We start from the raw sequence: 24852 nt of genomic DNA on the forward strand, positions 1-24852 counted from the left end.
TTTTAAATTAAGTACAACAATGAGCAAGAAAAGTAAAAAAGAAACAGACATAGAAGAGGGAGTAAATGCAACTTCAACTCAAGTAGATACAGATACAACGCAAGAAGAAGTTGTAGAACAATTATCTCCAGAAGAGCAATTAAAATCAGACTTACAGCAAGAAAAGGATAAGTTTTTACGCCTTTTTGCAGAGTTTGAAAACTACAAAAAACGTACATCAAAAGAACGTGTTGAGTTGTTTCAGACAGCTAGTAAGGATGTAATGGTTTCAATGTTACCTATTTTAGATGATTTTGAACGCGCCTTATTGCATATCGATGATGACAAAGAAGCAGAGGAGTTACGTAAAGGAGTCTTGTTAATTTATAACAAACTATTAAATGCTTTACAACAAAAAGGATTGGCAACAATAGAGGTTAGAAAAGGAGATGTGTTTAATGCAGATCACCATGAGGCAATAACGCAAATCCCAGCACCTACTGATGATCTAAAAGGTAAAATTATTGACGTTATAGAAAAAGGATATAAACTAGGTGAGACAGTTATACGTTTTCCTAAAGTAATTATAGGACAATAATATAAGCATGGCTAAAAGAGATTTCTACGAAATATTAGGTATAAGTAAGTCGGCAACTCAAGTCGAAATTAAAAAAGGATACCGTAAAAAGGCAATCGAGTTTCATCCAGATAAAAATCCGGATGATAAGGATGCTGAATCTAAATTTAAGGAGGCAGCAGAAGCTTATGAGATATTAAGCGACGAAAATAAAAAAGCACGTTACGACCAATATGGACACCAAGCATTTGAAGGTGGCGGCGGTGGCGGTGGCTTCAATGGTGGCGGCATGAATATGGATGACATATTTAGTCAGTTTGGAGATATCTTTGGAGGCGGAGGCTTCGGAGGAGGAGGAGGATTCTCTGGCTTTGGAGGACAACAACAACGTCGTGTTAAAGGGAGTAACCTTCGTGTTCGTTTAAAGTTAACATTGGAGGAGATTGCTAATGGTGTTGAAAAGAAAATTAAAGTAAAACGTAAAGTTCAAGCGCCTGGTACAACTTACAAAACTTGTAGCACTTGTAATGGTGCTGGTCAAGTTACTAGAGTGACCAATACTATTTTGGGACGTATGCAAACAGCATCACCTTGTCCAACGTGTAGTGGTGCTGGACAAACTATAGATAAAAAACCAAGCGAAGCAGATGCGCAAGGGATGATTGCTAAGGAGGAAACGATTCCTGTAAATATTCCGGCAGGTGTAGTAGATGGTATGCAACTTAAAGTATCTGGAAAAGGTAATGAGGCACCAGGAAATGGTGTTTCTGGAGATTTATTAGTTGCAATAGAAGAAGAAGCACACGAGTCTTTACAACGTGAAGGTGATAATTTACATTACGATTTATACGTTAGCTTGCCAGATGCTATTTTAGGTAACTCTAAAGAAATAGATACGGTAACTGGAAAAGTGCGTATTAAAATTGAAGCAGGAATGCAGTCAGGAAAAATATTACGCTTACGCGGAAAAGGGATTCCTAGTATAAACGGTTACGGAAAAGGAGATTTATTAGTACATGTTAATGTTTGGACACCAAAAACGTTAAACAAAAAGCAAAAAGATTTCTTTGAAAGTATGCGAGAAGATGAACATTTTGTTCCTAAGCCAGAACGTAGTGATAAGTCCTTTTTCGAAAAAGTAAAAGACATGTTTTCTTAATTGAAACAAATCTATAAAGTGTTTATTTAGTAAGAAAATCCGTTATAATTAACGGATTTTCTTGTTTTTTGTTTAACTATTTAAATCATTTAACATCTTAGTTTAAGAAAAAATATTATATTTGGTTTATCGCTAGCTTAGCTAGTGGTAATTTTTCTTTTTCATAGCAATTTTTTCCCATCCTTTATTTATTTAAAGGGTGGGTTTTGTTTTTAATGAGATTTTTATTTATGTAGTGCATTGCGCCAACAAAAGAGAACTCGTCGAATTAATCCCAACGCAGGTTGCAGTGTAAGATGATAACGGATTGACCTTTAATTTTCTATTAAATATTTTCTCTAATTTTCGGATGCTAGTTATAGACAAGGTAATATCCCTGATATAGTCCTCTCAAAGCGTAAAGCGTAATAATAAAATTGATCACACCTAGTTAAAAATAAGTAAATCTATTACGTTACTCTTTTAACATTTTCTATATTTACAACGCGTGCTATAAGTAGCTATGCTAATCAATTATAAAATCTATGAGCAACCTTTTAGAGGTGCATCAAGTATCTAAAAATTTTGGAAACTTTACTGCACTTAATAATGTGTCTATAACTGTACCTAAAGGCAGTATTTTTGGTTTATTAGGACCAAATGGAGCAGGGAAAACAACCTTAATTAGAGTGATTAACCAAATAACAATGCCAGATACTGGTCATGTGCTATTGGACGGAGAGCCTCTTAAAAATCATCATATAAGAGATATTGGATACTTACCAGAAGAGCGTGGATTGTATAAATCTATGAAAGTGGGAGAGCAAGCACTATATTTGGCACAATTAAAAGGGATGGATAAAGCAGAGGCTAAAAAACGACTTAAAATGTGGTTTGAGCGTCTTGAAATTGGAGATTGGTGGAATAAAAAAATACAAGAACTATCTAAAGGGATGGCTCAGAAGATACAATTTGTAGTGACTGTCTTACATGAACCTAAATTGTTGATTTTTGATGAGCCTTTTTCGGGTTTTGACCCTATTAATGCTAACTTAATCAAAGATGAGATATTAAGATTACGTGACGAGGGAGCAACCGTTATATTTTCTACACATCGCATGGAGTCTGTGGAAGAATTGTGTGATCATATTGCCTTAATCCATAAATCTAATAAAGTCTTAGATGGTAATTTAATGGATATTAAACGCCAATATAAAACCAATACCTTTCAGATTGGTATTAATCCAAATAATAGTAATTTGGAACAGGAATTAACTAATAAATTTAGCGTAACACCTGCAGAGTTTAAAACACTTGGAGACGATTTAAAACTGAATGTAAAGTTGTCAGAAAATGAAACCGCTAACGATTTATTAAACTATCTTACTAGTCAAGGACAAGTCTCTCATTTTGTAGAAGTCATTCCTAGTGCAAACGATATTTTTATTCAAACAGTAAAGAATAACTAATTATGAATCATCTTTCACTTATCATACAACGCGAGTATTTAACAAAAGTTAGAAACAAATCATTTTTAATAATGACTATTCTTAGTCCATTAATAATGATTGCGCTAATTACAGTTGTGATGTATTTGTCACAAATGAATAATAATAAGAAACGTACTATTTCTGTTTTGGATGAGTCTGGTTATTTAACAGAAGCATTTACGGATACAGAAAATACAAAATATAATGTATTGACAGGGGGAACACTTGATAATGCAAAAATAATAGTTGAAGAGCAAGGCGATTATGGGCTGCTTCATGTTAATAAAATAGAACATTTTGATGATGTATCTAATAGCATCCAATTTTATTCTGAAGAATCACCATCAATATCTGTAATTTCTTCTTTAGAAGATAAAATTGAAAAAGAGTTGACCAATCGTAACATGGCTCAAAAGGGAATTGATATTGACATTATTGAAGCGTCTAAGATTACAATAGATATTGCTCAAGAAAATTTTTCAGGGGTAAAATCATCTAAGATTGATAGTGTTGTTAAATTGGCGTTTGGTGGTGCTGCCGGTTACTTGTTATTCATGTTTATTATTATTTATGGTAATATGATTATGCGTAGTGTTATTGAAGAAAAAACGAGCCGGATTATTGAGGTTATCATATCTTCAGTTAAACCAATACAATTAATGTTAGGTAAAATTATAGGAACATCTTTAGCGGGTATTACGCAATTTGTAATATGGATTATTCTTGGTGGCGTATTATTGACAGTGGTTTCTGCTGTTTTTGGTATCGACTTCGCACAAGCGCAAACACCACAACAGGAATTAATGATGCAAGCATTGGATAACCCGGACGCAGGTATGAAGATGCAAGGGTTATTTACAGCCTTTTATAATTTACCTTTAGCTAATTTGGTTATTGCTTTTTTACTATTTTTTATTAGTGGATACTTATTATACAGTTCATTATATGCTGCAATTGGAGCTGCTGTAGATAATGAAACGGATACGCAGCAATTTATGTTGCCAATATTAATGCCATTAATATTGGCAGTTTATGTAGGAATGTTTACTGTTATTGAAGATCCGCATGGGACAGTAAGTACTATATTTTCGTTTATACCGTTTACATCTCCTGTCGTTATGTTAATGAGGATTCCGTTTGGTGTGCCAATTTGGCAACAAGTTGTGTCATTATTGATTTTAGTTGCTACATTTATGGGAACCGTTTGGTTTGCAGCAAAAATATATAGAGTTGGTATTTTAATGTATGGTAAAAAACCGACTTATAAGGAGTTGTTAAAATGGATTAGATACTAATAATGAAATAAAATGCAAGACGGTAAGGTTTCTAGTAAAATAGGAGAGAGTGTTGAGAAAGTAAGTGATGCTATTGTTGATAGTTCCATGTGGGAAAAACTCGTGGAATTTTTAAATTTTAAGATCTATACGTTTACAAATGCTCAGGAAAATATTACGGGTGTTTTAAAAGTAAAAAATCTATTACTTGTCATTTTAGTTCTTATGTTAACAACATATATACTACGTTGGGTAAGAAATCTAGTCACTCATAAATTATCCGATGATGATAAAGCTAAGTTTGTAACCGTTTTTTCATTCGCACGTTGGATTATTTATGCCATCGTTTTTATGGTTGTAATAGATTCTTTAGGGATTGATATTACAGCTGTTTTTGCAGCTTCCGCAGCTTTATTAATTGGTGTTGGTTTAGCTTTGCAAACTTTATTTCAAGATATTATCTCAGGTGTTTTTATACTAATAGATCAATCAGTACATGTGGGGGATATTATTGAGATCGATGGTAAAGTTGGTCGTGTGGAAGAAATTAAACTACGAACGACAAGAGCAGTAACAATTGATAATAAAGTATTGGTGATACCTAATCATTTGTATTTAACTAATAGTTTATATAATTGGACTCAAAATGGTTCTACAACTAGAGAAAGTGTAGATGTAGGTGTAGCTTATGGTAGTGATGTTAACTTGGTTAAAAAGCTATTGCTTGAAGCTGCTAGGTCTTGTAAACTTGTATTTAAACAACCAGCACCCGCTGTTTTATTTACAGACTTTGGAGACAGTTCTTTAAACTTTAGAGTCGCTTTTACCATAGAAGATAGTTTTAATTCAAGAATACCTAAAAGTGAAATTAGGTTTGCAATAGACAAACTATTCAGAGAAAATAATATTTCAATCCCTTTTCCACAAAGAGATATACATATTATTCAAGACTCGACTCAAAAAGAAAAAATTACAATCAGATAATTAATAACGTTTATGCAGAAACATTTTAAATTAGTCCTACTTGTCATACTACTATTTAGTGGGGTGTATAGTGCTAACGCGCAGCTAACAGATTTAGCGCGTTTAGAATATTCTTACATACCAAAAAACAATTCGGAAGACAGTTTTGATCGTTTTCGTTTTGCATTAAATTATCCAATCAAAATTAAAGAAGATAGTTATTTGCTTATTGGGGGCGATTATAGTCGAATTACACTAAATTTAGAAGATCGTTACCCTTTTCCAACGTCTAATTTAAGACGTTTACATATTTTGGATTTTAATTTAGGCTATACTTTTAAAGTGTCTGAAAATTGGCGATTAGGAGCTAAAATAACGCCAAGATTAGCGTCTACATTAAGACATAAGATTAGCGGAGACGATTTGTTTTTAAACGGAGGGGTTTATGCTATACATGATAAAACGAAGGATAAGAGTATAAAAAAACCTTATCGTTTAATTTTAGGACTAACCTATAATAGTACGACGGGTATCCCACTGCCATTGCCGTTTGTGAGTTATTATCGTCGTGTAAATGAAAAGTGGTCCTATAATTTAGGTGTGCCTAAAACGAACTTGAAGTATTTTATAAACGAACAAAATATTATTCAAACCTTTGTTGGTATTGATGGGTATTTTGCTAACACACAGGAACGTTTTTCTATTGATGGAAAAGAGGCAGATAGCGTATCGTTATCTATAATATTGGCAGGTGTTGGGTATGAGTATTGTTTTACAGACCATTTAGTCTGGTATGCTTACACAGGCTATAGTTTAAGTATGAATAATAGATTGAGAGACGAGAATCGAGAAGACGTATTTAAGTTGGATAATGTCAATACGTTTTATTTAAGAACAGGAATTAAATTTAAAATATAATGCCAAAAATATTAGTAATAGAAGACGAAGCAGCGATTAGAAGAGTATTAATAAAAATTCTATCGGAAGAAAACGATACGTATCAAGTCGAAGAAGCAGAAGACGGACTAGTTGGTTTAAATAAAGTAAGAAAAGAAGATTACGATTTAATTTTGTGCGATATTAAAATGCCAAAAATGGATGGTGTTGAGGTTTTGGAAGCAGTCAAAAAAATAAAACCAGAAATACCAATGGTGATGATCTCTGGTCATGGGGATTTAGATACAGCTGTAAACACGATGCGTTTAGGGGCTTTTGATTATATCTCAAAGCCGCCAGATTTAAACCGTTTATTAAATACAGTACGTAATGCTTTAGATCGAAAAGAATTAGTTGTAGAAAATAAAATTCTTAAAAAGAAGGTTAGCAAAAAATACGAAATGATTGGAGATAGCGATGCTATTGCTCAAATTAAGGGTATTATAGATAAAGTGGCACCTACCGACGCTAGAGTTTTAATTACGGGACCAAATGGGACAGGAAAGGAATTAGTGGCGCATTGGTTGCACGAAAAAAGTACAAGATCAAAAGGACCGATGATAGAAGTTAATTGTGCGGCTATACCATCAGAGTTAATCGAAAGTGAATTGTTTGGGCACGTCAAAGGGGCTTTTACAAGTGCAGCTAAAGATAGAGCAGGTAAGTTTGAAGCAGCCAATGGAGGAACCATTTTCCTAGACGAAATTGGGGATATGAGTCTATCAGCACAAGCAAAAGTATTACGAGCGTTACAAGAAAGTCGTATACAACGTGTGGGTAGTGATAAGGATATAAAAGTAGACGTGCGTATTGTTGCAGCAACTAATAAAAACTTAAAAAAGGAAATTGCGGAAGGTAATTTCCGAGAGGATTTATACCACAGGTTAGCTGTTATATTGGTTAAAGTACCAGCATTAAATGATAGACGTGACGATATTCCGTTACTAATAAATCATTTTTCTGCAAAAATAGCAGAAGAGCAAGGGACAATACACAAAGTGTTTTCAGCTAAAGCCATAAAATTATTGCAAGATTATGACTGGACAGGTAATATTAGAGAGCTTCGTAATGTTGTAGAACGATTAATCATTTTAGGAGCAGCGGAAGTTAGCGAGCAAGACGTTAAATTATTTGCGAGTAAATAATTGTAAAACGTAAAATACATTTATAGTAATAAAAAAGCCTCAATATTTATTGAGGCTTTTTTATTTTGTTACTATTATTTACAACTGTGTAGTAGTTGAAGATAATTTTCTGTTGTGCGTATTATTTTATCTAAATAATAGGACTTTAATTCTTCTATGGATTTAGATGTTAATGTTGTTTTGTCTTCAGAAGTGGTACTGACGGTGGCGTTACAATTGCAGTTTTTCAATAAATCGTTATACCCTTTTATATTCGCAGCTATTGTTTTGTCTTGCTGTGTCATAAAAACCTCTTTTTCTAAAATCGATTCTTTGACCTTTTGCTCTTCAAGTTTTCTTTTTAAGTCATTAGCCTTTTGTTCTAATTCTGCTTGTTGTCTCTTTAAGTCTGCTTGTTGTTGTTCTAATTGCGATAATTCATTGTTACTCCCAGAAGAAGTTTCACTAACGTCGTCTTGTACAGTCGTGCAAACTTCATATTCATAAAAGGTTTTGTCTATTAATTCTTCAGCCATATATAAATAAGATCGTCCAGCCGCCAAATCATCACCTAATAGTGCAGTGTCTAGATAGGTAGAGATGCTTTGTGATAAGTCATAAGTAGCAGTGCAATCTGTAGATTCTAATAGACTCTTAGTTGTTTCAATAGATTTTTTTGCTAATCTAGCATGATACTTTAATCCTTCAAAATTATAAGACTTAATACCTTCTGTTATATTTTTACTAACTATTCTAAGGTTTGTATGTACATCACCTTCTTGATATACAGCAGCATGACTAGTGTTTAAAAAGATGATAGATAAAACAAGGAGTAAATGTTTTTTTTTCATAAGTAGAATATTTTTAATTTGGGTTTGCGAAAATAACATAATCTTGCAATTAAACGATATAAAACATCTTTTAATCGGTGATATGCATGTTTTGAACTCCTGTTCTCTATGTGATTTCAATATTTTGAAACTGATTAAAGCGAGGAGTAAAAATAATTGCATTATATTTATTAAATAAATTTGAACAATGAAAGACATCAATGCTATTGACCATAAAGTCACTTCAAAAATTAAATTAAGTGACTTGCCAAGTAAACATGATTTAGGAGCAGATAAGGATACTACGGAAGAAGAACTGAAACGAGTAAGACGTAAGTTGGGAGATCTTCAAGATACCATGTATGCACATGGTAAATATTCTGTTTTAGTATGTTTACAAGGTATGGACACGTCTGGAAAAGATAGTTTAATACGCGAGGTTTTTAAAGATTTTAATGCAAGAGGTGTTGAGGTTATGAGTTTTAAGGTGCCTACCGAGCTAGAGTTAAAGCATGATTACCTTTGGCGTCACTACATTAAGTTACCAGCAAGAGGTAAATTTGGAGTGCACAATCGTACACATTATGAGAACGTATTAGTGACGCGCGTACATCCTGAATATATTTTGGGAGAAAAGTTGTCTTTTGTGCATAGTATTGACGATGTCAACGAGAGCTTTTGGGATAAGCGTTTTGAGCAAATCAATAATTTTGAGAAGCACTTAACTGATAATGGGACTTTAGTTTTTAAATTTTTTATGAACTTATCAAAAGACGAACAACGTAACCGTTTACTACGTCGTTTGGATAAAAAAGAAAAAAATTGGAAATTTTCTGCAGGCGATCTAAAAGAGCGCAAGCTATGGGATCAATATATGGATTGTTATGAAGATGCTATAAATAGAACAAGCACAGAAAATGCACCTTGGTATAATATTCCAGCAGACGATAAGCACACAGCACGATTAATCGTAGCACAAATTTTATATGATACATTAAAAGAGTATAAAGACATAAAAGAGCCAGAGTTGGATGATAAAACTAAAGCCAATCTACATTTGTATAAAGACCAATTAAACAACGAGTAATATTAATTTGGACGTTACCTTTATCCTGAATGTAGTTCAGGATAAAGGTCGCGCTTTCACTACTCGCTCTCTGCGAGGAGCTCAGACAAACCGTTCAATCACTAACGCAACCTATCATGAAACAACTAGCATTATTTATAACCTTTTTGCTATCATTAAACGTCACAGCTCAATCAGATCAAGACGCATTAAAAACCATTTACAGTCAATCTTTAACTAATGGAAAAGCTTATCAATGGTTAGATCATTTGTCAAATCAAATAGGTGGTCGTTTATCAGGGTCTGTAAGTGCAGAAAAAGCAGTGCAATACACAAAATCAGAACTAGAAAAATTAGGCTTAGATAAGGTGTGGTTGCAAGAAGTGATGGTTCCAAAATGGGAGCGTGGCGATAAAGAGGTCGCACATTTTACAACTAATACTAGTCGGTTTGATGTCAATATTTGTGCTTTAGGAGGTTCTATTGCAACAGCAAATTCAGGATTAGAAGCAGCAGTTATAGAAGTTAAGAGCTTTGAGGAATTGGCAGAACTTGGAACAAAGGTTAAAGGTAAAATAGTGTTTTTTAATGGTGCAATGAATCCGGAGTTAATACACACTTTTGAAGCTTACGGTGGCTGTTCTAAACAGCGGTACGCAGGTGCCTATGAAGCTAGTAAATTGGGAGCTGTTGGAGTTATAGTAAGATCTTTAAACTTGCGTCAAGATGATTTGCCGCATACAGGAAGCATGGGGTATATGGATTTATCAAACGACCAACGCATACCATCCGCAGCAATTAGTACAAATGATGCTAATAAGCTGTCTGAAGCATTACAAAAAGACACGAATTTAAAATTCTATTTTAAACAAAACTGTCAGCAGTTTGAAGACGTATTGTCCTATAATGTTATTGGTGAAATTACAGGAAGCGAATTTCCAGATGAGTTTATGGTTGTTGGGGGACATTTAGATTCTTGGGATTTAGGAGATGGCTCTCATGATGACGGAGCAGGAGTAGTGCAATCTATGGATGTGATCAGATTATTAAAAGAAAGTGGAATCAAACCTAAACGTACCATCAGAGTTGTGCTATTTATGAATGAAGAAAACGGGTTACGTGGCGGAAAAAAATATGCTGAAGAGGCTAAACGTAAAAATGAAAATCATGTCTTTGCTTTAGAGAGTGATTCAGGAGGGTTTTCGCCGCGTGGATTTAGTTTTGATTGTAGTGAAGCTGTATTAAATAAAGTGTTAGGTTGGGAGTCTTTATTCAAACCATACCTCATTCATTATTTTGAAAAAGGATACAGTGGTGCGGATATTGGACCATTAAAAAATGAAACGATTGTAATGGCTGGTCTACGTCCAGATTCTCAGCGGTATTTTGATCATCATCATGCCGCAAACGATACGTTTGATGCGGTAAATAAACGTGAGTTGGAGCTTGGTACAGCAACAATGACAAGCTTAGTGTATTTGTTTGATAAGTACGGAACAAGTGATATGTCACAGGTTAAGGAATTTAAAGATTAAATTTTGGAGTTATTATCTGAATTTTTAATTGATATTTATTTCTTTTTTATAGATTTCAAATTCTGGAAAAAGAAAAAAGCACAACGTAAATACGAAAAGGAGCAGGGGTTGCCAAAACAGCTTATGGTTTATCCCTCAAGCAAAATTTATTTAAGAGTATTGTTTTTACTTGTTGTGCTTACTTTTCCAGTTTGTTTTCTACTTTTTATAAATAAAGACCAAAATGTTATGAATAAACAGATGACGCAAATTCATGAATTACTTAAAGCTGAAAAAAAACAATTCAGTACATATCCAAAACAGTTAAACACGATTATTAGAAATAACCCTTTGCACAGAAATTTGACTCTTGATGCTTGGGGGAATGCCTTTTCTTATAGTGTTACAAAAGATGGGACAGATTACAACTTAGTTTCAAAAGGTGCGGATGGGATTTTAAATACAGATGACGATGTGGAATAATTATAAAGTTATGTTTTTATGTTGTTTGCTTTTTTTTCAATGTAAAAAAGAAGGACAATTAGCTATCGATGCTACAAAACAAGATGCAAAGGAAGACGTGGTTAAACTTAAAAAGAAAGTGCTAGATACTTTTAAAGTCACTAATGGGTATGATTTTCCTGTTGGTAAACCAGATGCAAAGCTCTATTATAATGCACAAGGATTTCAAGAGAACTACCATTTAGGAGATGACTGGAATGGTGTTGGGGGGGGTAATACGGATTTAGGAGATCCAATTTATGCTATCGCAAATGGTTATGTGTCTTTTGCAGAGGATATAGAAGGAGGTTGGGGTAAGGTGATTAGAATGGTGCATCACAATCCTGATAAATCTAAAACAGAATCACTGTATGCGCATTGTAGTTCTATCCTAGTGTCTGAAGGGCAATACATAATAAAAGGGGCTATTATTGGAACCATTGGTACAGCTGATGGTGCTTATTTAGCGCATTTGCATTTGGAGATAAGGGATGTGTTAAACCTGCCAATTGGTCCTGGATATTCTGAGGAAACTGAAGGATACTTGAATCCAACTGATTATATTAATAACAATAGATGATAATGAAAACACAATTTTTTTTTCTTACTTTAATCATAACAACTACAATGCTTTCTCAAAATAAAGACTTACCATATTACGAATTACCGGAACCATCAGAAAAATTTACAGCAGGTACAGTTGCTGCAAGACAAATAGATGCTTTAGGGTTTCGGTTTTATCATGCAACAGATGGTTTAACGGAAGAAGATCTTCTTTACAAACCAAGTGATTCGGTGAGAACATCAGGTGAGACAGTGGATCATATTTATAGTTTGTCAAAAATAATTTTGAATTCAACAGTAAAAAAAGAGAATGTAAAAGAGCAAAACGATTTTACTTTTGAACAAAAGCGTGTTGCTACTTTGAATAATTTAAAACAAGCCTCCGATATTTTAAGTCAATCTGAAGATATCTCTCAATTTAAAATCATTTTTGGTGATAAACAAATTCCGTTTTGGAATAATATTAATGGACCAATATCAGATTCTGTTTGGCACTGCGGACAAATAGCATCGTTTAGACGTATTACAGGTAATCCGATGAATTCAAAAGTAAATCACTTTTCTGGGAAAATAGAAAAGGATAAATAAGTCATTTTGATAATCCTAGAAAACACAGCTTGACAAACTAAAAACTGTGCGCTTTTTACGTTGTATTCAAAATGAATTAACGTTTTATCAAGCGTGTTATAATTAAAGACACTTGCTTTTAATTAGAGTCAAGCTGTCTAAATTGAGTGGTTTATTGACGTAACCTCTAACTAGGTCATTCGTTTTTGCTTTACTAACATCTAAGTTGTCTACAGAGGAACTGGTGATAAAAATGGGGGTTTTTTTGTGTAGGTCTGTGTTTTTATAAGCCTCTAAAAATTGCCATCCATCCATTATTGGCATATTGATGTCTAATAAAATCAAGTCTGGTAAAGCGTCGTGTCTATTATGGATATTATTTAACCCATCTAAAGCCTCTTGTCCATTTTTAAAAACAACACATTTATTAGAAAAGTTATTCATCTTAAAAAGTTTTTGTACCGCAAAAGCATAGATCGGGTCATCGTCAATAATGCAAATTAAGTTTATGGGATCAGTCATGATTAAAATGTATTATAAATTTAGTGCCTTTTCCAACAACGCTTTCAACGTTTATTTTGCCACCAATAGCTTCTATTTGGTTTTTTACAATAAATAACCCAAGGCCTCTGGCATCTTTGTGTTTATGAAACACGTTATACATACCAAATAATTTGTTTCCATGTTTCTCTAAATCAATACCTTGACCATTATCCGTAATGGTTAGGAGTGTGCGATTGTCTTTTTTTAAGGCTTCTATTTTTATTATGGGATTAACAGTGGGTCTTTTGTACTTAATAGCGTTGGTTAAAAAATTTATAATAATACTATCTAAATAGGCTGGTATAGCTTTAATCGTAGTTTCTTGATCTATGGCGATATCAATTTGAACAGAATTAGCTATTGTCAACCCTTTAATTGTTTTTAAAGCATTTGAAGTATAGTGTAACAGGTTTAAAGATTCTAGTTTGTTGTTATCTAAAGTGTGATATAGCGCAACATCATTTAGGTTTTGAATAGTTTCATTTAAATTATCGACTGCTTTTTCGATAAGCGGAAAGTATTCGTTAGTAATAGATTCTGGATATTCTTCTTTTTTTAATTTTAAAAGCATGTCTAAATTGCCGCCATGAGATCTTAAATTGTGAGAGACGATGTGAGCAAAATTAATCAGCCTGTCATTCTGTTTAGAGGTTACCTTTAGTAGGTCTGTTATTTTTTTTTGCCCATTTTTTATTTCAGACACATCATTAATATTAGCTATAAAATGTTTAGGATCTCCATTAACATCTCTAACAATTATTAAGGATAAAATACAATGGATACTAGATCCGTTTTTATGTAAATATCTTTTTTCTATTTGATGATTATCTAATTGTCCCGAGAGCATAAGTTTTAGCTCTTTTTCACCTATTTCTTTATCTTCTAGATGGGTTTGTTTTAAAAAGTTAGATTCTAAGAACTCTTTTTCAGTATAGCCAAGAATTTTACAAATACCGTGATTTACTTTAAGCCAATTACCTTCTAGACTTAAAAGTGCCATGCCTGTTAGTGAGTAGTTAAAAAGAGATCTAAATTGTTTTTCTTTTAAAATCGTTTTTTTGTTTTCAATTGTTTTTGTTGTAATATCTTGAAAAACTCCTCGTACGGCTGTGCATTTACCGTTTACGCATTTGGGGTGACCAATAGATCGTATCCATTTTTCGTTGCCTTTAGCGGTAATAATTATAAATTCGTCATCAAAGTTTTTTCCGTTTTCTAAGGCATTGTTGAATAGTTTTGTAATCTTTTCTCTATGTATTCCTTCTTTATAAAAATTAATAGCATGTTCTACATCAGGAATATAATCTGTATTAACTTCATGTATTTTTTTAGTAAAAGAGCTCCATTTTAAGGTGTTAGTTATAACATCAAGTTCCCAAGAACCTATAGCGAGTGAATTTTCAATGGTTGTCAAAAAGTCTTTGTCATGAATTTCGTCAGACAATATGGTTTGGTTGGAATCAGTTAACATATTTAAGGGAATTTGTTAGAAAATATTATAAAAAGATAGAATTATTTGTTGTTATCCTTCTTTTTGAATCGAAAATAATATTTTTTTTAGATTAAATGCGTTTTTTGGGGTTAAAACGCAAAACTCAAATTGCTAGTGTATTATTTAGCTCCGTGAAAAGCGCTTTTTAACGTTAAGAGGTTTTTCTGGTAAGGGGTGTATTCTTTTAGTTTTTGGTATTAAAAAAGCCACCTCTATATTAGAAATGGCTTTTTAAAATAGTAACAAGAGTGCCTTGTTATATATCAATTTCAATTTGATTGTTTAAAATGTCATCAAATGTTTCTCTTTTTCTGATTAAATGAGCGTCTCCGTTATAAACTAGTACTTCTGCAGGTCTGTAACGCGAGTTATAGTTACTAGCCATAGAGTAGCAATACGCGCCGGCATTACTAAAAGCTAAAATGTCACCTTCATTAATTTCAGAAATACGTCTGTTGGTTGCAAAAGTATCCGTTTCGCAGATGTAACCAACAACACTATAAAAACGCTGGCGGCCTTCCGGGTTAGAAATATTTCTAATACTATGTTGTGAGCCGTACAGCATTGGTCTAATTAAGTGATTAAAACCACTATCTACTTGTGCAAAAACTGTTGAGGTTGTTTGTTTAACCACGTTTACATTCACCAAAAATTGTCCAGCTTCGCTAACTAAAAATTTCCCTGGTTCAAAAGCTAAAGTTAATGGTCTACCATATTCAGCACAAAATGCATTAAATCGGGTTGTTAGTTTTTCTCCAAACTCTTCGATATTGGTTTCTATATCTCCAGTGTTGTAAGGGACTTTAAAACCAGATCCAAAATCTATAAAATCTAAATGTCTAAAGTTTTTAGCAGTTTCAAATAAAATTTCACTAGCATATAAAAAGACATCAATATCTAAAATATCACTTCCAGTATGCATGTGGATTCCGTTGATATTCATTTTTGTGTTTTCAACAATTCTTAAGATATGCGGAATCTGATGTATGGAGATTCCAAATTTACTATCTATATGTCCAACAGATATATTAGTGTTTCCACCAGCCATGACATGTGGATTAATTCTTATACAAACAGGTGTTTTAGGGTGTTTAGTTCCAAATTGTTCTAATATAGAAAGGTTATCAATATTAATTTGACACCCTAATGCCGCAACAGTTTCTATTTCTTGTAGCGAGACGCCGTTTGGGGTGAAAATGATGTTTTCGGCAGCAAATCCAGCAGCTAATCCTAATTGTACTTCTTGCAAAGACACTGTGTCTAGTCCAGCACCGAGCTGTTTCATTAATTTTAAAACCGAGATATTGGATAACGCTTTAACAGCGTAATTTATTTTTAATTGATCTACAGTTTTAAAAGCAGAGGTTAAACGATTGTATTGCGCAGCTATAATATCTGCATCATAAATGTATACAGGACTCCCAAAGTCCTCTGCTATCTTAAGTAATTGACTGTTTTGCATCTTTTAATTTTTGATCAAAGATATTTTTTTAGTGGTATTAAAAAATTTAATTATAATAATATTACATATTTAAAACAAATTGTTAATTATTTAACAATTTATAAATTCTTCATTTTGTTAACTTTTTTCATAATTAAATATTAGGGTAAGTAAATGTGATTATTTACTTTTGTTATTCTAAAATTTTACTCTAAACAAGATGAATTTACACGAATATCAAGGAAAAGAATTATTAAGCAGCTTTGGCGTACGTATCCAACGTGGTATTGTAGCACAAAATGCTGAAGAAGCGGTTGCTGCAGCTAAAAAATTAACTGAAGATACTGGAACAGGATGGCACGTTGTTAAAGCGCAAGTTCATGCTGGTGGACGTGGTAAAGGTGGTGGAGTTAAGTTGGCTAAAAACTTAGACGCAGTTAAAACTATCGCTGGAGAAATTATAGGAATGGATTTGGTAACACCTCAAACTTCAGCAGAAGGTAAGCGTGTGCACCAAGTATTAATATGTGAAGACGTATACTATCCTGGAGATTCTGAGCCAGAAGAATATTATATGTCTGTATTATTAAATAGAGGTAATGGACGTAACATGATTATGTATTCTACAGAAGGTGGAATGGATATTGAAACTGTTGCTGAAGAAACACCACATTTAATCTTTACAGAAGAAATCGATCCTGCAACAGGAATCTTACCTTTTCAAGCACGTAAAATTGCTTTTAACTTAGGATTATCAGGAGCAGCTTTTAAAGACATGACTAAATTTGTAACAGCATTATATACTGCTTATGACAAGTCAGACTCTTCATTATTTGAAATCAACCCAGTTTTAAAAACTAGTGATGACAAAATAATGGCAGTTGATGCTAAAGTAACGATTGACGATAACGCCTTATTTAGACATAAAGATTTAGCAGCAATGCGCGATTTACGTGAAGAAAATGCTATTGAAGTAGAAGCAGGAGAGCAAGGACTTAACTATGTAGACCTTGACGGAAACGTGGGTTGTATGGTAAATGGTGCTGGTTTAGCGATGGCAACTATGGATTTAATTAAGCAAGCAGGTGGAGAGCCAGCTAACTTTTTAGATGTTGGTGGTACTGCAGATGCAGCAAGAGTAGAAATTGCTTTCGAACTTATTTTAAGAGATCCAGCTGTTAAAGCAATTTTAATTAACATTTTTGGTGGTATCGTTCGTTGTGATCGTGTTGCTCAAGGTGTAATTGATGCTTATAAAAACATGGGTAACATTACTGTACCAATTATTGTACGTTTACAAGGTACTAATGCAGATATCGCTAAAAAATTAATTGACGATTCTGGATTAGATGTAATGAGTGCTACAGAATTCCAAGAAGCAGCAGATAAAGTACAAGCAGTATTAGCTTAATACTTTAATGTATATAATAAAAAAAAGAGCAACTATTTAGTTGCTCTTTTTTTGTGACTTATTGTACGTTTTGTTTAAGTCTATTTTTTTAGGTTTCGCTTTCGCGGAATCGTCGCCAGATGGTTTCTCTCCTTTTTTAGGCATTGGTCCTCTTAAGTGGATTACTAAACCATTTAAAAAGTTACGTAAAATCTGATCACCACACTCTACATAGTTAGGATGGTCTTCACGTCTAAAAAGAGCATTTAGTTCTGATTTAGTAACTCTAAAGTCTACCAAAGCTAAGATATCCACAATATCTGTATCACGCAATTGATGCGCTACTCTCAGCTTTTTTAAAATATCGTTGTTTGTCATCATAGTCTTATTATTTATAAGTGCAAAAGTACAAACTTGTAAAGTTGATACGTTATTGTTTACACGTTATTTTACTAACAGGCTTTTATTAGATGGTTTAAGGTGCGCATCTTATTTTTTTGAATCACTATTATTTAAATAGTGTACTAAACTTTTAGTTCTTCTAATTTCCCTTGATACATTTTAATTTCATCACGTAATTTGGCCGCAATAATAAAGTCTAAAGCTTTAGCTGCACCTTCCATCATTTTACGTTTTTCTCTAATTTTCTTTTCTAATTCCCCTTTAGATAAATACTCACTTTCAGGCTCTGCAGCACGAGCAGCTTCTAATTCGTAACTATAAGTACTTACAGAATTTTTTCCTAAAGCACTATCTAAACTTTTGTTTAAAGCTTTTGGAACTTGGTTATTGGAGGTGTTGTACGCAATCTGTTTTTCTCGCCTGTATTCTGTTTCGTCCATTGTTTTTTGCATGCTTTTAGTGATCTTATCTGCATACATAATTGCTTTTCCGTTAAGGTTACGTGCAGCACGACCAACCGTTTGGGTTAAAGATCTAGCAGAACGTAAAAAACCTTCTTTATCGGCATCTAAAATAGCAACTAAAGAGACTTCGGGTAAATCTAAGCCTTCACGCAGTAAGTTAACACCAACCAATACATCGTAGATACCTTTACGTAAATCTTGCATGATTTGAACACGCTCTAAAGTATCCACATCACTGTGTATGTAATTTACACGTACATTAATTCTGCTTAAGTATTTCGTTAATTCTTCAGCCATACGTTTGGTTAAAGTCGTTACCAAAGTACGTTCGTCCTTTTCAACACGAAGTTGAATCTCTTCAATTAAATCATCTATTTGGTTAAGACTAGGTCTAACCTCAATAATAGGATCCAATAAACCTGTGGGACGTATGATTTGCTCTACGTAGAGACCATCTGTTTTTTGTAGTTCGTAATCGGCAGGCGTTGCACTAACATAAATGACTTGGTTTTGAAGGGCTTCAAACTCTTCAAATTTTAAAGGCCTGTTGTCCATGGCAGCAGGTAATCTAAAACCATAATCTACTAAGTTTTCTTTTCGGCTTCGGTCACCACCATACATGGCGTGTACTTGGGATATGGTGACATGACTCTCGTCCACTACCATTAAATAATCGTCCGGAAAATAATCTAGTAAACAGAAAGGACGTGTGCCTGGATCACGACCATCAAGGTAACGCGAGTAATTCTCGATACCAGAACAATATCCTAATTCTCTTATCATTTCTAAGTCAAACTCGGTGCGTTCTTTTAGACGTTTTGCTTCTAGGTGTTTCCCTATTTCTTTAAAATAATCGTATTGTTTTACTAAATCGTCTTGTATCGATTTTATGGCATTTTGTAATACATCGGGTGATGTTACAAACATGTTTGCTGGGTAAATGGTAAGTTGTTCATATTTTTCCACTACTTCATTCGTTTGAATATTGAAGGATTCAATGTCTTCAATTTCATCTCCAAAAAAGTGAATACGAAAGGCATCATCTGCATAACTAGGGAAAATATCTACAGTATCTCCTTTTATTCTGAAATTTCCATGCTTAAAATCGGCTTCTGTACGTGAATACAAACTTTGTACTAATTGATGTAATAATTTTGTACGCGATATTTGTTGATCAATTTCAATCGTAATTACGTTTTTTTGAAATTCGACAGGGTTACCTATACCATATAAACAAGACACTGATGCGATAACTATAACATCACGACGCCCAGATAATAGGGAAGAGGTGGTGCTTAGTCGCATTTTTTCTATTTCCTCGTTAATAGATAAATCTTTTTCTATGTAGACACCAGATGTTGGAATATAAGCTTCCGGTTGGTAGTAATCGTAGTAGGATACAAAATACTCGACAGCATTATCAGGAAAAAACTGTTTAAACTCAGAGTATAACTGCGCTGCTAAAGTCTTGTTATGGGCTAAAACTAAGGTTGGTCGTTGCGTTTCTTCTATGACGTTAGCAACCGTAAAAGTTTTACCAGAACCAGTAACACCTAATAAAGTTTGATACTTGTCTTGGCTATCCAAACCAGCTACTAATTGCTTAATAGCACTAGGTTGGTCTCCTGTTGGTTTAAACTCTGATTGTATTTTGAATTTCATAAAACAAAATTACAGAATATAACGGAGTTATTTATTTAAAGTAAGGTTAAAGGTTTATTAGATTGATGAATAGCCGAATGTAAAATGTTTGTATGTAACCCTATTTTAAAGCCTAAGTGCAAAATGACCTTTTACTTGAAATTCAATAGCTCCTTTTTTAACGTCTGCAACAAACCAATAGTCATTGGCGGGCATTAAATTACCATTATATTGTCCATTCCAGCCTTGAGAGTTGTGAGTTAATGTTTTTAGTAATTTACCGTAGCGATCGTAAATAGTTACAATAGTACCTTCAAGTTGATTAACGCCAGTAATATGCCACGTATCAAAGTACCCATCTCCATTTGGTGTTACAAATTTTGGAACGTCAATAATAACAATGTCTTTGGATGTAGAATTACACCCGTTTAGATCGATAACCGTTATGGTGTGAGGACCAATGGGTGTATTACTAAAAACGTTAGATTCTTGTGGTTCGTTATCATCAAACTGATAAAGGTAATTTCCGATTCCTGAAATTTCTACAGTGACATTATTAGGGTCTGAAAAATCGACGGTTTCAGTAAATTCTATGGTTGCTGCTTCAGATTCTGAGACTGTAAAATTTGTTGAGGTTGTACATCCAAATTGTGTGGTTACAGTTACGGAGTAAGTGCCTATTTCAGTAACTTCTATATAGCTATTGGTATTATTTGTAGACCAAGAATAAGTGTCTGTTGGGACATTAGTTTCTGCAGAAACCAGTAGTGGTAAGTCATCTACACAAAGGACTTGATCTGGAATATCTAATTCCGGTTTTCTATTTACTATTGTTTTAAAGCTAGAGGTATTAAAACAACCAGTCATGTTATTTTCTATTCTTACAAAATAGCTTGTGTTATTTTCAGAATCGACACTCAAATCACTTATAACATTGGTGTTGTTTATAGCGTCATTTTGAGAGGTAAAGTAAGAAACACTAAAATTATTTGGGTTTTGGTTATCTAATACTGAAGCATTTTGTTGATTTAAATCAAATATGGCAAAGGTGTCATAGTCATCATCACAAGTTTGTAAGTCTTGTAAATTACTGAAAGTTGGCGTTGTATTTACATTTAAAACAAAAGTATCAATAGCATAACAGGTACTTCCTGTAAAATTAGCTCTAATAAATAGGGTTTGATTACCAATAGTGTAATTGTAATTTGTGTTTATTGCGTTTTGTTGTGTGTTAGCTTCTGTTTGCGACGTGTAAAAAGACGTTTCAATAGATTGTGTCGTGTCTATTAAGTCTGGCAACGCTTCATTTAAATCATAAACAAAGGAGGTGTCTTCGCATAAGCTTATGATTGTATTGGGAGTGATTGTTGGTGGTACGTCGACAATTAATTCTAACGGAATTTCAGCATAACAATTAGAGACTGTGTTTAAAACTTTGATAAATACTATTTGTGGATTAGAAGTATTAGTAAAGTTTTCAGGAGCTGTAATTAGGTTGATGCTTTGTTGTAAATCTTCTGATGTCGTGTAATATTCTACTACGGTATTATCTTGTCTTATGGAAAGCACTTCAACTTCAGAAAGCGTTAAATCAAAAGTTGAAACTCCATCAGTATCATCATCACAAACATGTAAAGCGCTAGCTGTATTTGTTGCGGGTACAGCAATGACGTTAAACTCAAAACTAGTAATACCTTTACAAAAAGTACCATTGTCTATAGTCACAAATATTTCTTGTGGATTTACAGTTGTTGTAAAACTATCAGGTAATGGGTTTGCTTGTGCTTCTGCATCTTCTAGTGTTAGATGATAAGTAATGCTCAAGGTTTCAGAGGTACCTTGATTTATTTCTGTTGAGACTTCTGTTAAATCGAAAGTGTCAAAACCGTCATTACTAACATCATCACAAACATAGACATCGGAAGGTGGTGTGTAAATTGGGTTAGAACCAACTTCTATTTGAAAAGAAGCGGTGCCGTAACAGTCTACATCAGTTACATTTTGAACACGGACATAAATGGTTTGCGGATCTGTTGTATTTTCAAAAATAACGGTTTTATCTATAGGGTTACTTCCTGAATCAGCATCGGCTTGAGAGGTGAAGTAAAGTACTTCTTTTCCTGTCTGACCATTTAATATTTCAGCATCTTTATCAGAAAATAGAAATTCGCCAATTTGATTGCCATCTGTTTCGCAACTAATTAAAGTGGTTATGGTCTCAAAAACGGGTAATGTATTGACAAAAATTATAAAATTTTCAATAGAAAAGCACCCCGTAGTTGTATTCTCTATTCGACAGAAAACTAGTTGTGTATTTGCATTATAACTGGTATTATCAATAATAGGATTTGTGTTTGTATCTGCGTCTGATTGAGAGATATGAAATGTAAAAGTTCTATTGGTTGTGTCTGCAACCATTTGAGATATTGTAGTCGTTAAATCTACAATAGAAAAGCCATCTTGATCATCATCACAAATGGTAATATTATCTGGGTTAGAACTTTCTGGTGCAGGTAATATCTGGATAGTTAATGCTGAGGTTGCAGTACAATTATTTTGGTTTTGTACACGCACAAATACAGTTAAGGGGTTATTGGTATTGTCGTAAAAGGGAGGCAATGGATTTGTATTTGAATCGGCGTCTGCTTGAGTTTCAAAGTAAGAGACGGATCCATTAGGGATTCCGGTGGCAACGTAGTCGTTAAAACTGAATAAATCAATGCTTGTAAAACCATCACTATCTATATCACAATAATCTTGAGTCGTTAGGGTTTGAATTTCAAATCCATCATTTATAATTAATTGTATTGATGAATTGTGAGAACACGAATCGCTATTTAATACAATAAACAATGTTTTAGGAGTGGTGTCTACGACATAAAGTACATTTTGATCGATGGGATTAAAGGTAGCGAGTTGTTCTGCTTCTGTTTCGTAAAAATCAATAGTGACATCTTCTACACCATTAATAATTGCTATTGCTATTTGCAGTAAATCAAAGTCTACGATACCGTCATTTGGTATGTCCTCACACTGATAGTAATCTGTAATTTCTGTTGCGGATTCCAATAAAAAAGTATGGAGTTCTAAGGGAATGACAGAAGCACAGCCTGTTGTGTTATCTTCCACTCTTATAAAAACAATTTGAATAAATTCTTGCGAGTTAGGGTAGTTGGTAGCATCGCTAATAGCATTTTCTCCACTAAAGGCGTCGTCTGATGTTTCGTGATAGGTTACAGTAACATCACTTAGACCTTGTAAAACATCATCTATGTTTTCTGTTAGATTAAACGTGTCGTAACCGTCCCCATCTTGATCGCAAGCGTCTAGTAGTTGACGGTCTGGATTTATAGCAGGATTAGAACTAATTTGAAGATCTAGGGTTGTTGTCGTACGACACCCAGTTGTAATATCTACAATACTAACATATAATGTTTCTGTACTATTGGAAGTAACGTAAGGAGAATCTATAGGGTTGTCTCCATTTAGAGCGTCAGTTGCGTTAAAATGATAATTGACATTATAATTGGGATTTGTATTTGTTATTTCATCATCTTTTTCTGTTAAGTTAATGCTTGCCGTTCCTGTGGTGCAAATATTTAAGGGTGATGGTGCAGTTATGGTCGGAAAAGGATTGATTATAAGATTAAATGTACCGATGTAAATACATCCGGTCGCATCATTTTCGGCGCTGTAGTATATCGTTTGAGTAGGTGTTGTATTTAAAAATGAAGTGATTCCGTTTGTGTTACTTTGTGCTTGTGATTCCGTTGAATGAAAACTAATCGTATAATTCGCAGTTGGTAACAAGGCTTCGACTTCAGTAATTTTTATAGTTAAATCAAAATTTTCTTCTCCGTCATTAGAAATATCATCACAAATTTCGATAGCTGTGAGTGTAGGCCCATCTTGTATTGTATTAAGTGTAATATTTACCGAGTCTTCAAAAGTACATGAATCCATATTTAGTGGTACTGTGATACTAACGGTATAGTTTCCATCAGTATCGACAACTAAAGTGCTATTGGTTTCATTGGGAATTACTGTATTATTTAAAGACCATACGTAAGATGCTTGTGGATTGCTCGTGTCAGCATTTAAAATTACTGTGGCGTCACATGTATTGATATCTTCGCCGAGATCTGCGCTGTCTGTAAAACTATTACCTTCGATAAAAACAGCCGAGTCAAAATTTCGATCCGTTTGATCGGCAATTATTAATTTAATGTGGTATTGTACATTTGGAGTGATGGAAGCAGAAGCACTTAATGATGTTGTTCGACCATTAAAATTAGTGTCACCAAGATTGTAACCTTCAAAGTATTGACTGTTTTCCTCTGGGCAAAAGCCAACTATTTCATCATGAATTGTAGTTGTGTTTACAGGTGTATTAGTTCCTGGTATTATGGCTATGTTTTGATATGGAGCTCCGCTACCAGATTCTCTAATTAAAAAAGCGAAACCATCAGAATATAGACAGGGATATTCAGCAAAATATTCTTCTGAGGCTAAGATGTAATTAAATTGGACCACACTTGAACTTGAAATAAAATCAAAATCGATAGAGGTTGCATTTAAGGTATTAGTAATGCCTAGTGCAGTTTCTAAATCTGGATCTGTTATCCAGTCAGTGTTACCCTGGTTAAGTGGATTTGTGTTTTGTGTGTTACCAGCAGCCCTAGCTTGTCCTGTCGATAATACTATTCCGTTCTGAAAAGGGAAGTTTGAGTCGGCTTTTTCAAAATAACCAAAGCTTGAAAACCCATTAATGCTTCCATTTACGGTCGTGTTTATATTGGTTACTTCTACGCAACCTTGCACTAAATTATTTTCTACTAATTGTTGTGCAGAAAAGGAGTCGTCTATGGCTACTTGTTGTGAAAAACTAACAGAAGTTAGTGTACCAATTATAGCCATAATTGGAAGTTTTAGGTTAAGTTTCATGTGTTTTTAGGT

General features: G+C 33.7%; 20 protein-coding genes. 13 read left to right on the plus strand and 7 right to left on the minus strand.

What is annotated here, in order from left to right; translation table 11 throughout:
• Nucleotides 1-19: 19 nt before the first annotated feature.
• The 7 genes from H0I26_RS07520 (at nucleotide 20) to H0I26_RS07550 (ending at nucleotide 7502) form a co-directional block, all read left to right on the plus strand.
• Nucleotides 20-577, plus strand: coding sequence for a nucleotide exchange factor GrpE (locus H0I26_RS07520; RefSeq protein ID WP_101017512.1), 558 nt, complete (start codon nucleotides 20-22; stop codon nucleotides 575-577).
• A 7-nt stretch (nucleotides 578-584) separates the two neighbouring features.
• The gene (gene dnaJ, locus H0I26_RS07525) at nucleotides 585-1715 is read left to right on the plus strand and encodes a molecular chaperone DnaJ (RefSeq protein ID WP_218701671.1); all 1131 of its coding nucleotides are present in this window, start codon (nucleotides 585-587) and stop codon (nucleotides 1713-1715) included.
• Nucleotides 1716-2239: 524 nt separating this feature from the next.
• Nucleotides 2240-3163, plus strand: coding sequence for an ABC transporter ATP-binding protein (locus H0I26_RS07530; protein WP_218701672.1), 924 nt, complete (start codon nucleotides 2240-2242; stop codon nucleotides 3161-3163).
• 2 nt (nucleotides 3164-3165) lie between these two features.
• Nucleotides 3166-4479, plus strand: a complete 1314-nt coding sequence (locus H0I26_RS07535) for an ABC transporter permease (protein WP_218701673.1) — start codon at nucleotides 3166-3168, stop codon at nucleotides 4477-4479.
• A 12-nt stretch (nucleotides 4480-4491) separates the two neighbouring features.
• Nucleotides 4492-5442, plus strand: coding sequence for a mechanosensitive ion channel family protein (locus H0I26_RS07540; RefSeq protein WP_218701674.1), 951 nt, complete (start codon nucleotides 4492-4494; stop codon nucleotides 5440-5442).
• A gap of 12 nt (nucleotides 5443-5454) precedes the next feature.
• Nucleotides 5455-6339: a DUF6268 family outer membrane beta-barrel protein gene (locus H0I26_RS07545; protein WP_218701675.1), complete on the plus strand. Its 885-nt coding sequence runs from the start codon at nucleotides 5455-5457 to the stop codon at nucleotides 6337-6339.
• Nucleotides 6339-7502, plus strand: a complete 1164-nt coding sequence (locus tag H0I26_RS07550) for a sigma-54-dependent transcriptional regulator (protein ID WP_218701676.1) — start codon at nucleotides 6339-6341, stop codon at nucleotides 7500-7502. Before H0I26_RS07545 ends, H0I26_RS07550 begins: the two co-directional genes overlap by 1 nt.
• Before the next feature lie 74 nt (nucleotides 7503-7576).
• On the opposite strand, the gene H0I26_RS07555 is transcribed toward H0I26_RS07550, so the two are convergent.
• Nucleotides 7577-8332, minus strand: coding sequence for a hypothetical protein (locus H0I26_RS07555; protein WP_218701677.1), 756 nt, complete (start codon nucleotides 8330-8332; stop codon nucleotides 7577-7579).
• Between the two features lie 187 nt (nucleotides 8333-8519).
• Here H0I26_RS07555 and H0I26_RS07560 point away from each other — a divergent pair, with 187 nt between their 5' ends.
• From H0I26_RS07560 to H0I26_RS07580, 5 genes are all read left to right on the plus strand, one after another.
• Nucleotides 8520-9398, plus strand: coding sequence for a PPK2 family polyphosphate kinase (locus H0I26_RS07560; protein WP_218701678.1), 879 nt, complete (start codon nucleotides 8520-8522; stop codon nucleotides 9396-9398).
• A 116-nt stretch (nucleotides 9399-9514) separates the two neighbouring features.
• A complete protein-coding gene (locus H0I26_RS07565; protein ID WP_218701679.1) occupies nucleotides 9515-10912 on the plus strand; it encodes a M20/M25/M40 family metallo-hydrolase in 1398 nt (465 codons plus the stop codon).
• A gap of 3 nt (nucleotides 10913-10915) precedes the next feature.
• Nucleotides 10916-11374 carry a type II secretion system protein GspG gene (locus H0I26_RS07570; RefSeq protein WP_218701680.1) on the plus strand — a complete coding sequence of 153 codons (459 nt, stop codon included), beginning with the start codon at nucleotides 10916-10918 and terminating at the stop codon, nucleotides 11372-11374.
• 25 nt (nucleotides 11375-11399) lie between these two features.
• Complete coding sequence (locus H0I26_RS07575) at nucleotides 11400-11972, plus strand: murein hydrolase activator EnvC family protein (RefSeq protein WP_256935293.1); 573 nt, start codon at nucleotides 11400-11402, stop codon at nucleotides 11970-11972.
• Between the two features lie 2 nt (nucleotides 11973-11974).
• A complete protein-coding gene (locus H0I26_RS07580; RefSeq protein ID WP_218701681.1) occupies nucleotides 11975-12544 on the plus strand; it encodes a hypothetical protein in 570 nt (189 codons plus the stop codon).
• A gap of 102 nt (nucleotides 12545-12646) precedes the next feature.
• Here the strand turns inward: H0I26_RS07580 and H0I26_RS07585 are convergent, their stop codons facing one another.
• From H0I26_RS07585 to lysA, 3 genes are all read right to left on the minus strand, one after another.
• A complete protein-coding gene (locus H0I26_RS07585) occupies nucleotides 12647-13045 on the minus strand; it encodes a response regulator (RefSeq protein ID WP_218701682.1) in 399 nt (132 codons plus the stop codon).
• Nucleotides 13038-14537 (minus strand): sensor histidine kinase, encoded by a 1500-nt coding sequence (locus tag H0I26_RS07590; protein ID WP_218701683.1) that lies wholly within the window; start codon nucleotides 14535-14537, stop codon nucleotides 13038-13040. The genes H0I26_RS07585 and H0I26_RS07590 overlap by 8 nt, the downstream gene beginning before the upstream one ends.
• 277 nt (nucleotides 14538-14814) lie before the next feature.
• Complete coding sequence (gene lysA, locus H0I26_RS07595) at nucleotides 14815-16020, minus strand: diaminopimelate decarboxylase (protein ID WP_218701684.1); 1206 nt, start codon at nucleotides 16018-16020, stop codon at nucleotides 14815-14817.
• A 199-nt stretch (nucleotides 16021-16219) separates the two neighbouring features.
• Between lysA and sucC the strand changes: the two genes are divergently transcribed.
• The gene (gene sucC, locus H0I26_RS07600) at nucleotides 16220-17410 is read left to right on the plus strand and encodes an ADP-forming succinate--CoA ligase subunit beta (RefSeq protein WP_218701685.1); all 1191 of its coding nucleotides are present in this window, start codon (nucleotides 16220-16222) and stop codon (nucleotides 17408-17410) included.
• Between the two features lie 36 nt (nucleotides 17411-17446).
• Here the strand turns inward: sucC and H0I26_RS07605 are convergent, their stop codons facing one another.
• From H0I26_RS07605 to H0I26_RS07615, 3 genes are all read right to left on the minus strand, one after another.
• Nucleotides 17447-17767 (minus strand): DUF1456 family protein, encoded by a 321-nt coding sequence (locus tag H0I26_RS07605; RefSeq protein WP_101017550.1) that lies wholly within the window; start codon nucleotides 17765-17767, stop codon nucleotides 17447-17449.
• A gap of 146 nt (nucleotides 17768-17913) precedes the next feature.
• A complete protein-coding gene (gene uvrB / locus H0I26_RS07610) occupies nucleotides 17914-19917 on the minus strand; it encodes an excinuclease ABC subunit UvrB (protein ID WP_101017552.1) in 2004 nt (667 codons plus the stop codon).
• 105 nt (nucleotides 19918-20022) lie between these two features.
• Nucleotides 20023-24840, minus strand: a complete 4818-nt coding sequence (locus tag H0I26_RS07615; protein ID WP_256935294.1) for a T9SS type B sorting domain-containing protein — start codon at nucleotides 24838-24840, stop codon at nucleotides 20023-20025.
• Nucleotides 24841-24852 lie beyond the last annotated feature (12 nt).

It is taken from the genome of Olleya sp. HaHaR_3_96, assembly GCF_019278545.1.
Taxonomy (GTDB): Bacteria; Bacteroidota; Bacteroidia; order Flavobacteriales; family Flavobacteriaceae; genus Olleya.

Excerpts from the sequence above, each read along its gene's own strand:
- H0I26_RS07520 (WP_101017512.1), top strand. The coding sequence starts at position 20 with ATGAGCAAGAAAAGTAAAAAAGAAACAGACATAGAAGAGGGAGTAAAT.
- dnaJ (WP_218701671.1), top strand. The coding sequence starts at position 585 with ATGGCTAAAAGAGATTTCTACGAAATATTAGGTATAAGTAAGTCGGCA.
- H0I26_RS07530 (WP_218701672.1), top strand. The coding sequence starts at position 2,240 with ATGAGCAACCTTTTAGAGGTGCATCAAGTATCTAAAAATTTTGGAAAC.
- H0I26_RS07535 (WP_218701673.1), top strand. The coding sequence starts at position 3,166 with ATGAATCATCTTTCACTTATCATACAACGCGAGTATTTAACAAAAGTT.
- H0I26_RS07540 (WP_218701674.1), top strand. The coding sequence starts at position 4,492 with ATGCAAGACGGTAAGGTTTCTAGTAAAATAGGAGAGAGTGTTGAGAAA.
- H0I26_RS07545 (WP_218701675.1), top strand. The coding sequence starts at position 5,455 with ATGCAGAAACATTTTAAATTAGTCCTACTTGTCATACTACTATTTAGT.
- H0I26_RS07550 (WP_218701676.1), top strand. The coding sequence starts at position 6,339 with ATGCCAAAAATATTAGTAATAGAAGACGAAGCAGCGATTAGAAGAGTA.
- H0I26_RS07555 (WP_218701677.1), bottom strand. The coding sequence starts at position 8,332 with ATGAAAAAAAAACATTTACTCCTTGTTTTATCTATCATCTTTTTAAAC.
- H0I26_RS07560 (WP_218701678.1), top strand. The coding sequence starts at position 8,520 with ATGAAAGACATCAATGCTATTGACCATAAAGTCACTTCAAAAATTAAA.
- H0I26_RS07565 (WP_218701679.1), top strand. The coding sequence starts at position 9,515 with ATGAAACAACTAGCATTATTTATAACCTTTTTGCTATCATTAAACGTC.
- H0I26_RS07580 (WP_218701681.1), top strand. The coding sequence starts at position 11,975 with ATGAAAACACAATTTTTTTTTCTTACTTTAATCATAACAACTACAATG.
- H0I26_RS07585 (WP_218701682.1), bottom strand. The coding sequence starts at position 13,045 with ATGACTGATCCCATAAACTTAATTTGCATTATTGACGATGACCCGATC.
- H0I26_RS07590 (WP_218701683.1), bottom strand. The coding sequence starts at position 14,537 with ATGTTAACTGATTCCAACCAAACCATATTGTCTGACGAAATTCATGAC.
- lysA (WP_218701684.1), bottom strand. The coding sequence starts at position 16,020 with ATGCAAAACAGTCAATTACTTAAGATAGCAGAGGACTTTGGGAGTCCT.
- sucC (WP_218701685.1), top strand. The coding sequence starts at position 16,220 with ATGAATTTACACGAATATCAAGGAAAAGAATTATTAAGCAGCTTTGGC.
- H0I26_RS07605 (WP_101017550.1), bottom strand. The coding sequence starts at position 17,767 with ATGACAAACAACGATATTTTAAAAAAGCTGAGAGTAGCGCATCAATTG.
- uvrB (WP_101017552.1), bottom strand. The coding sequence starts at position 19,917 with ATGAAATTCAAAATACAATCAGAGTTTAAACCAACAGGAGACCAACCT.
- H0I26_RS07615 (WP_256935294.1), bottom strand. The coding sequence starts at position 24,840 with ATGAAACTTAACCTAAAACTTCCAATTATGGCTATAATTGGTACACTA.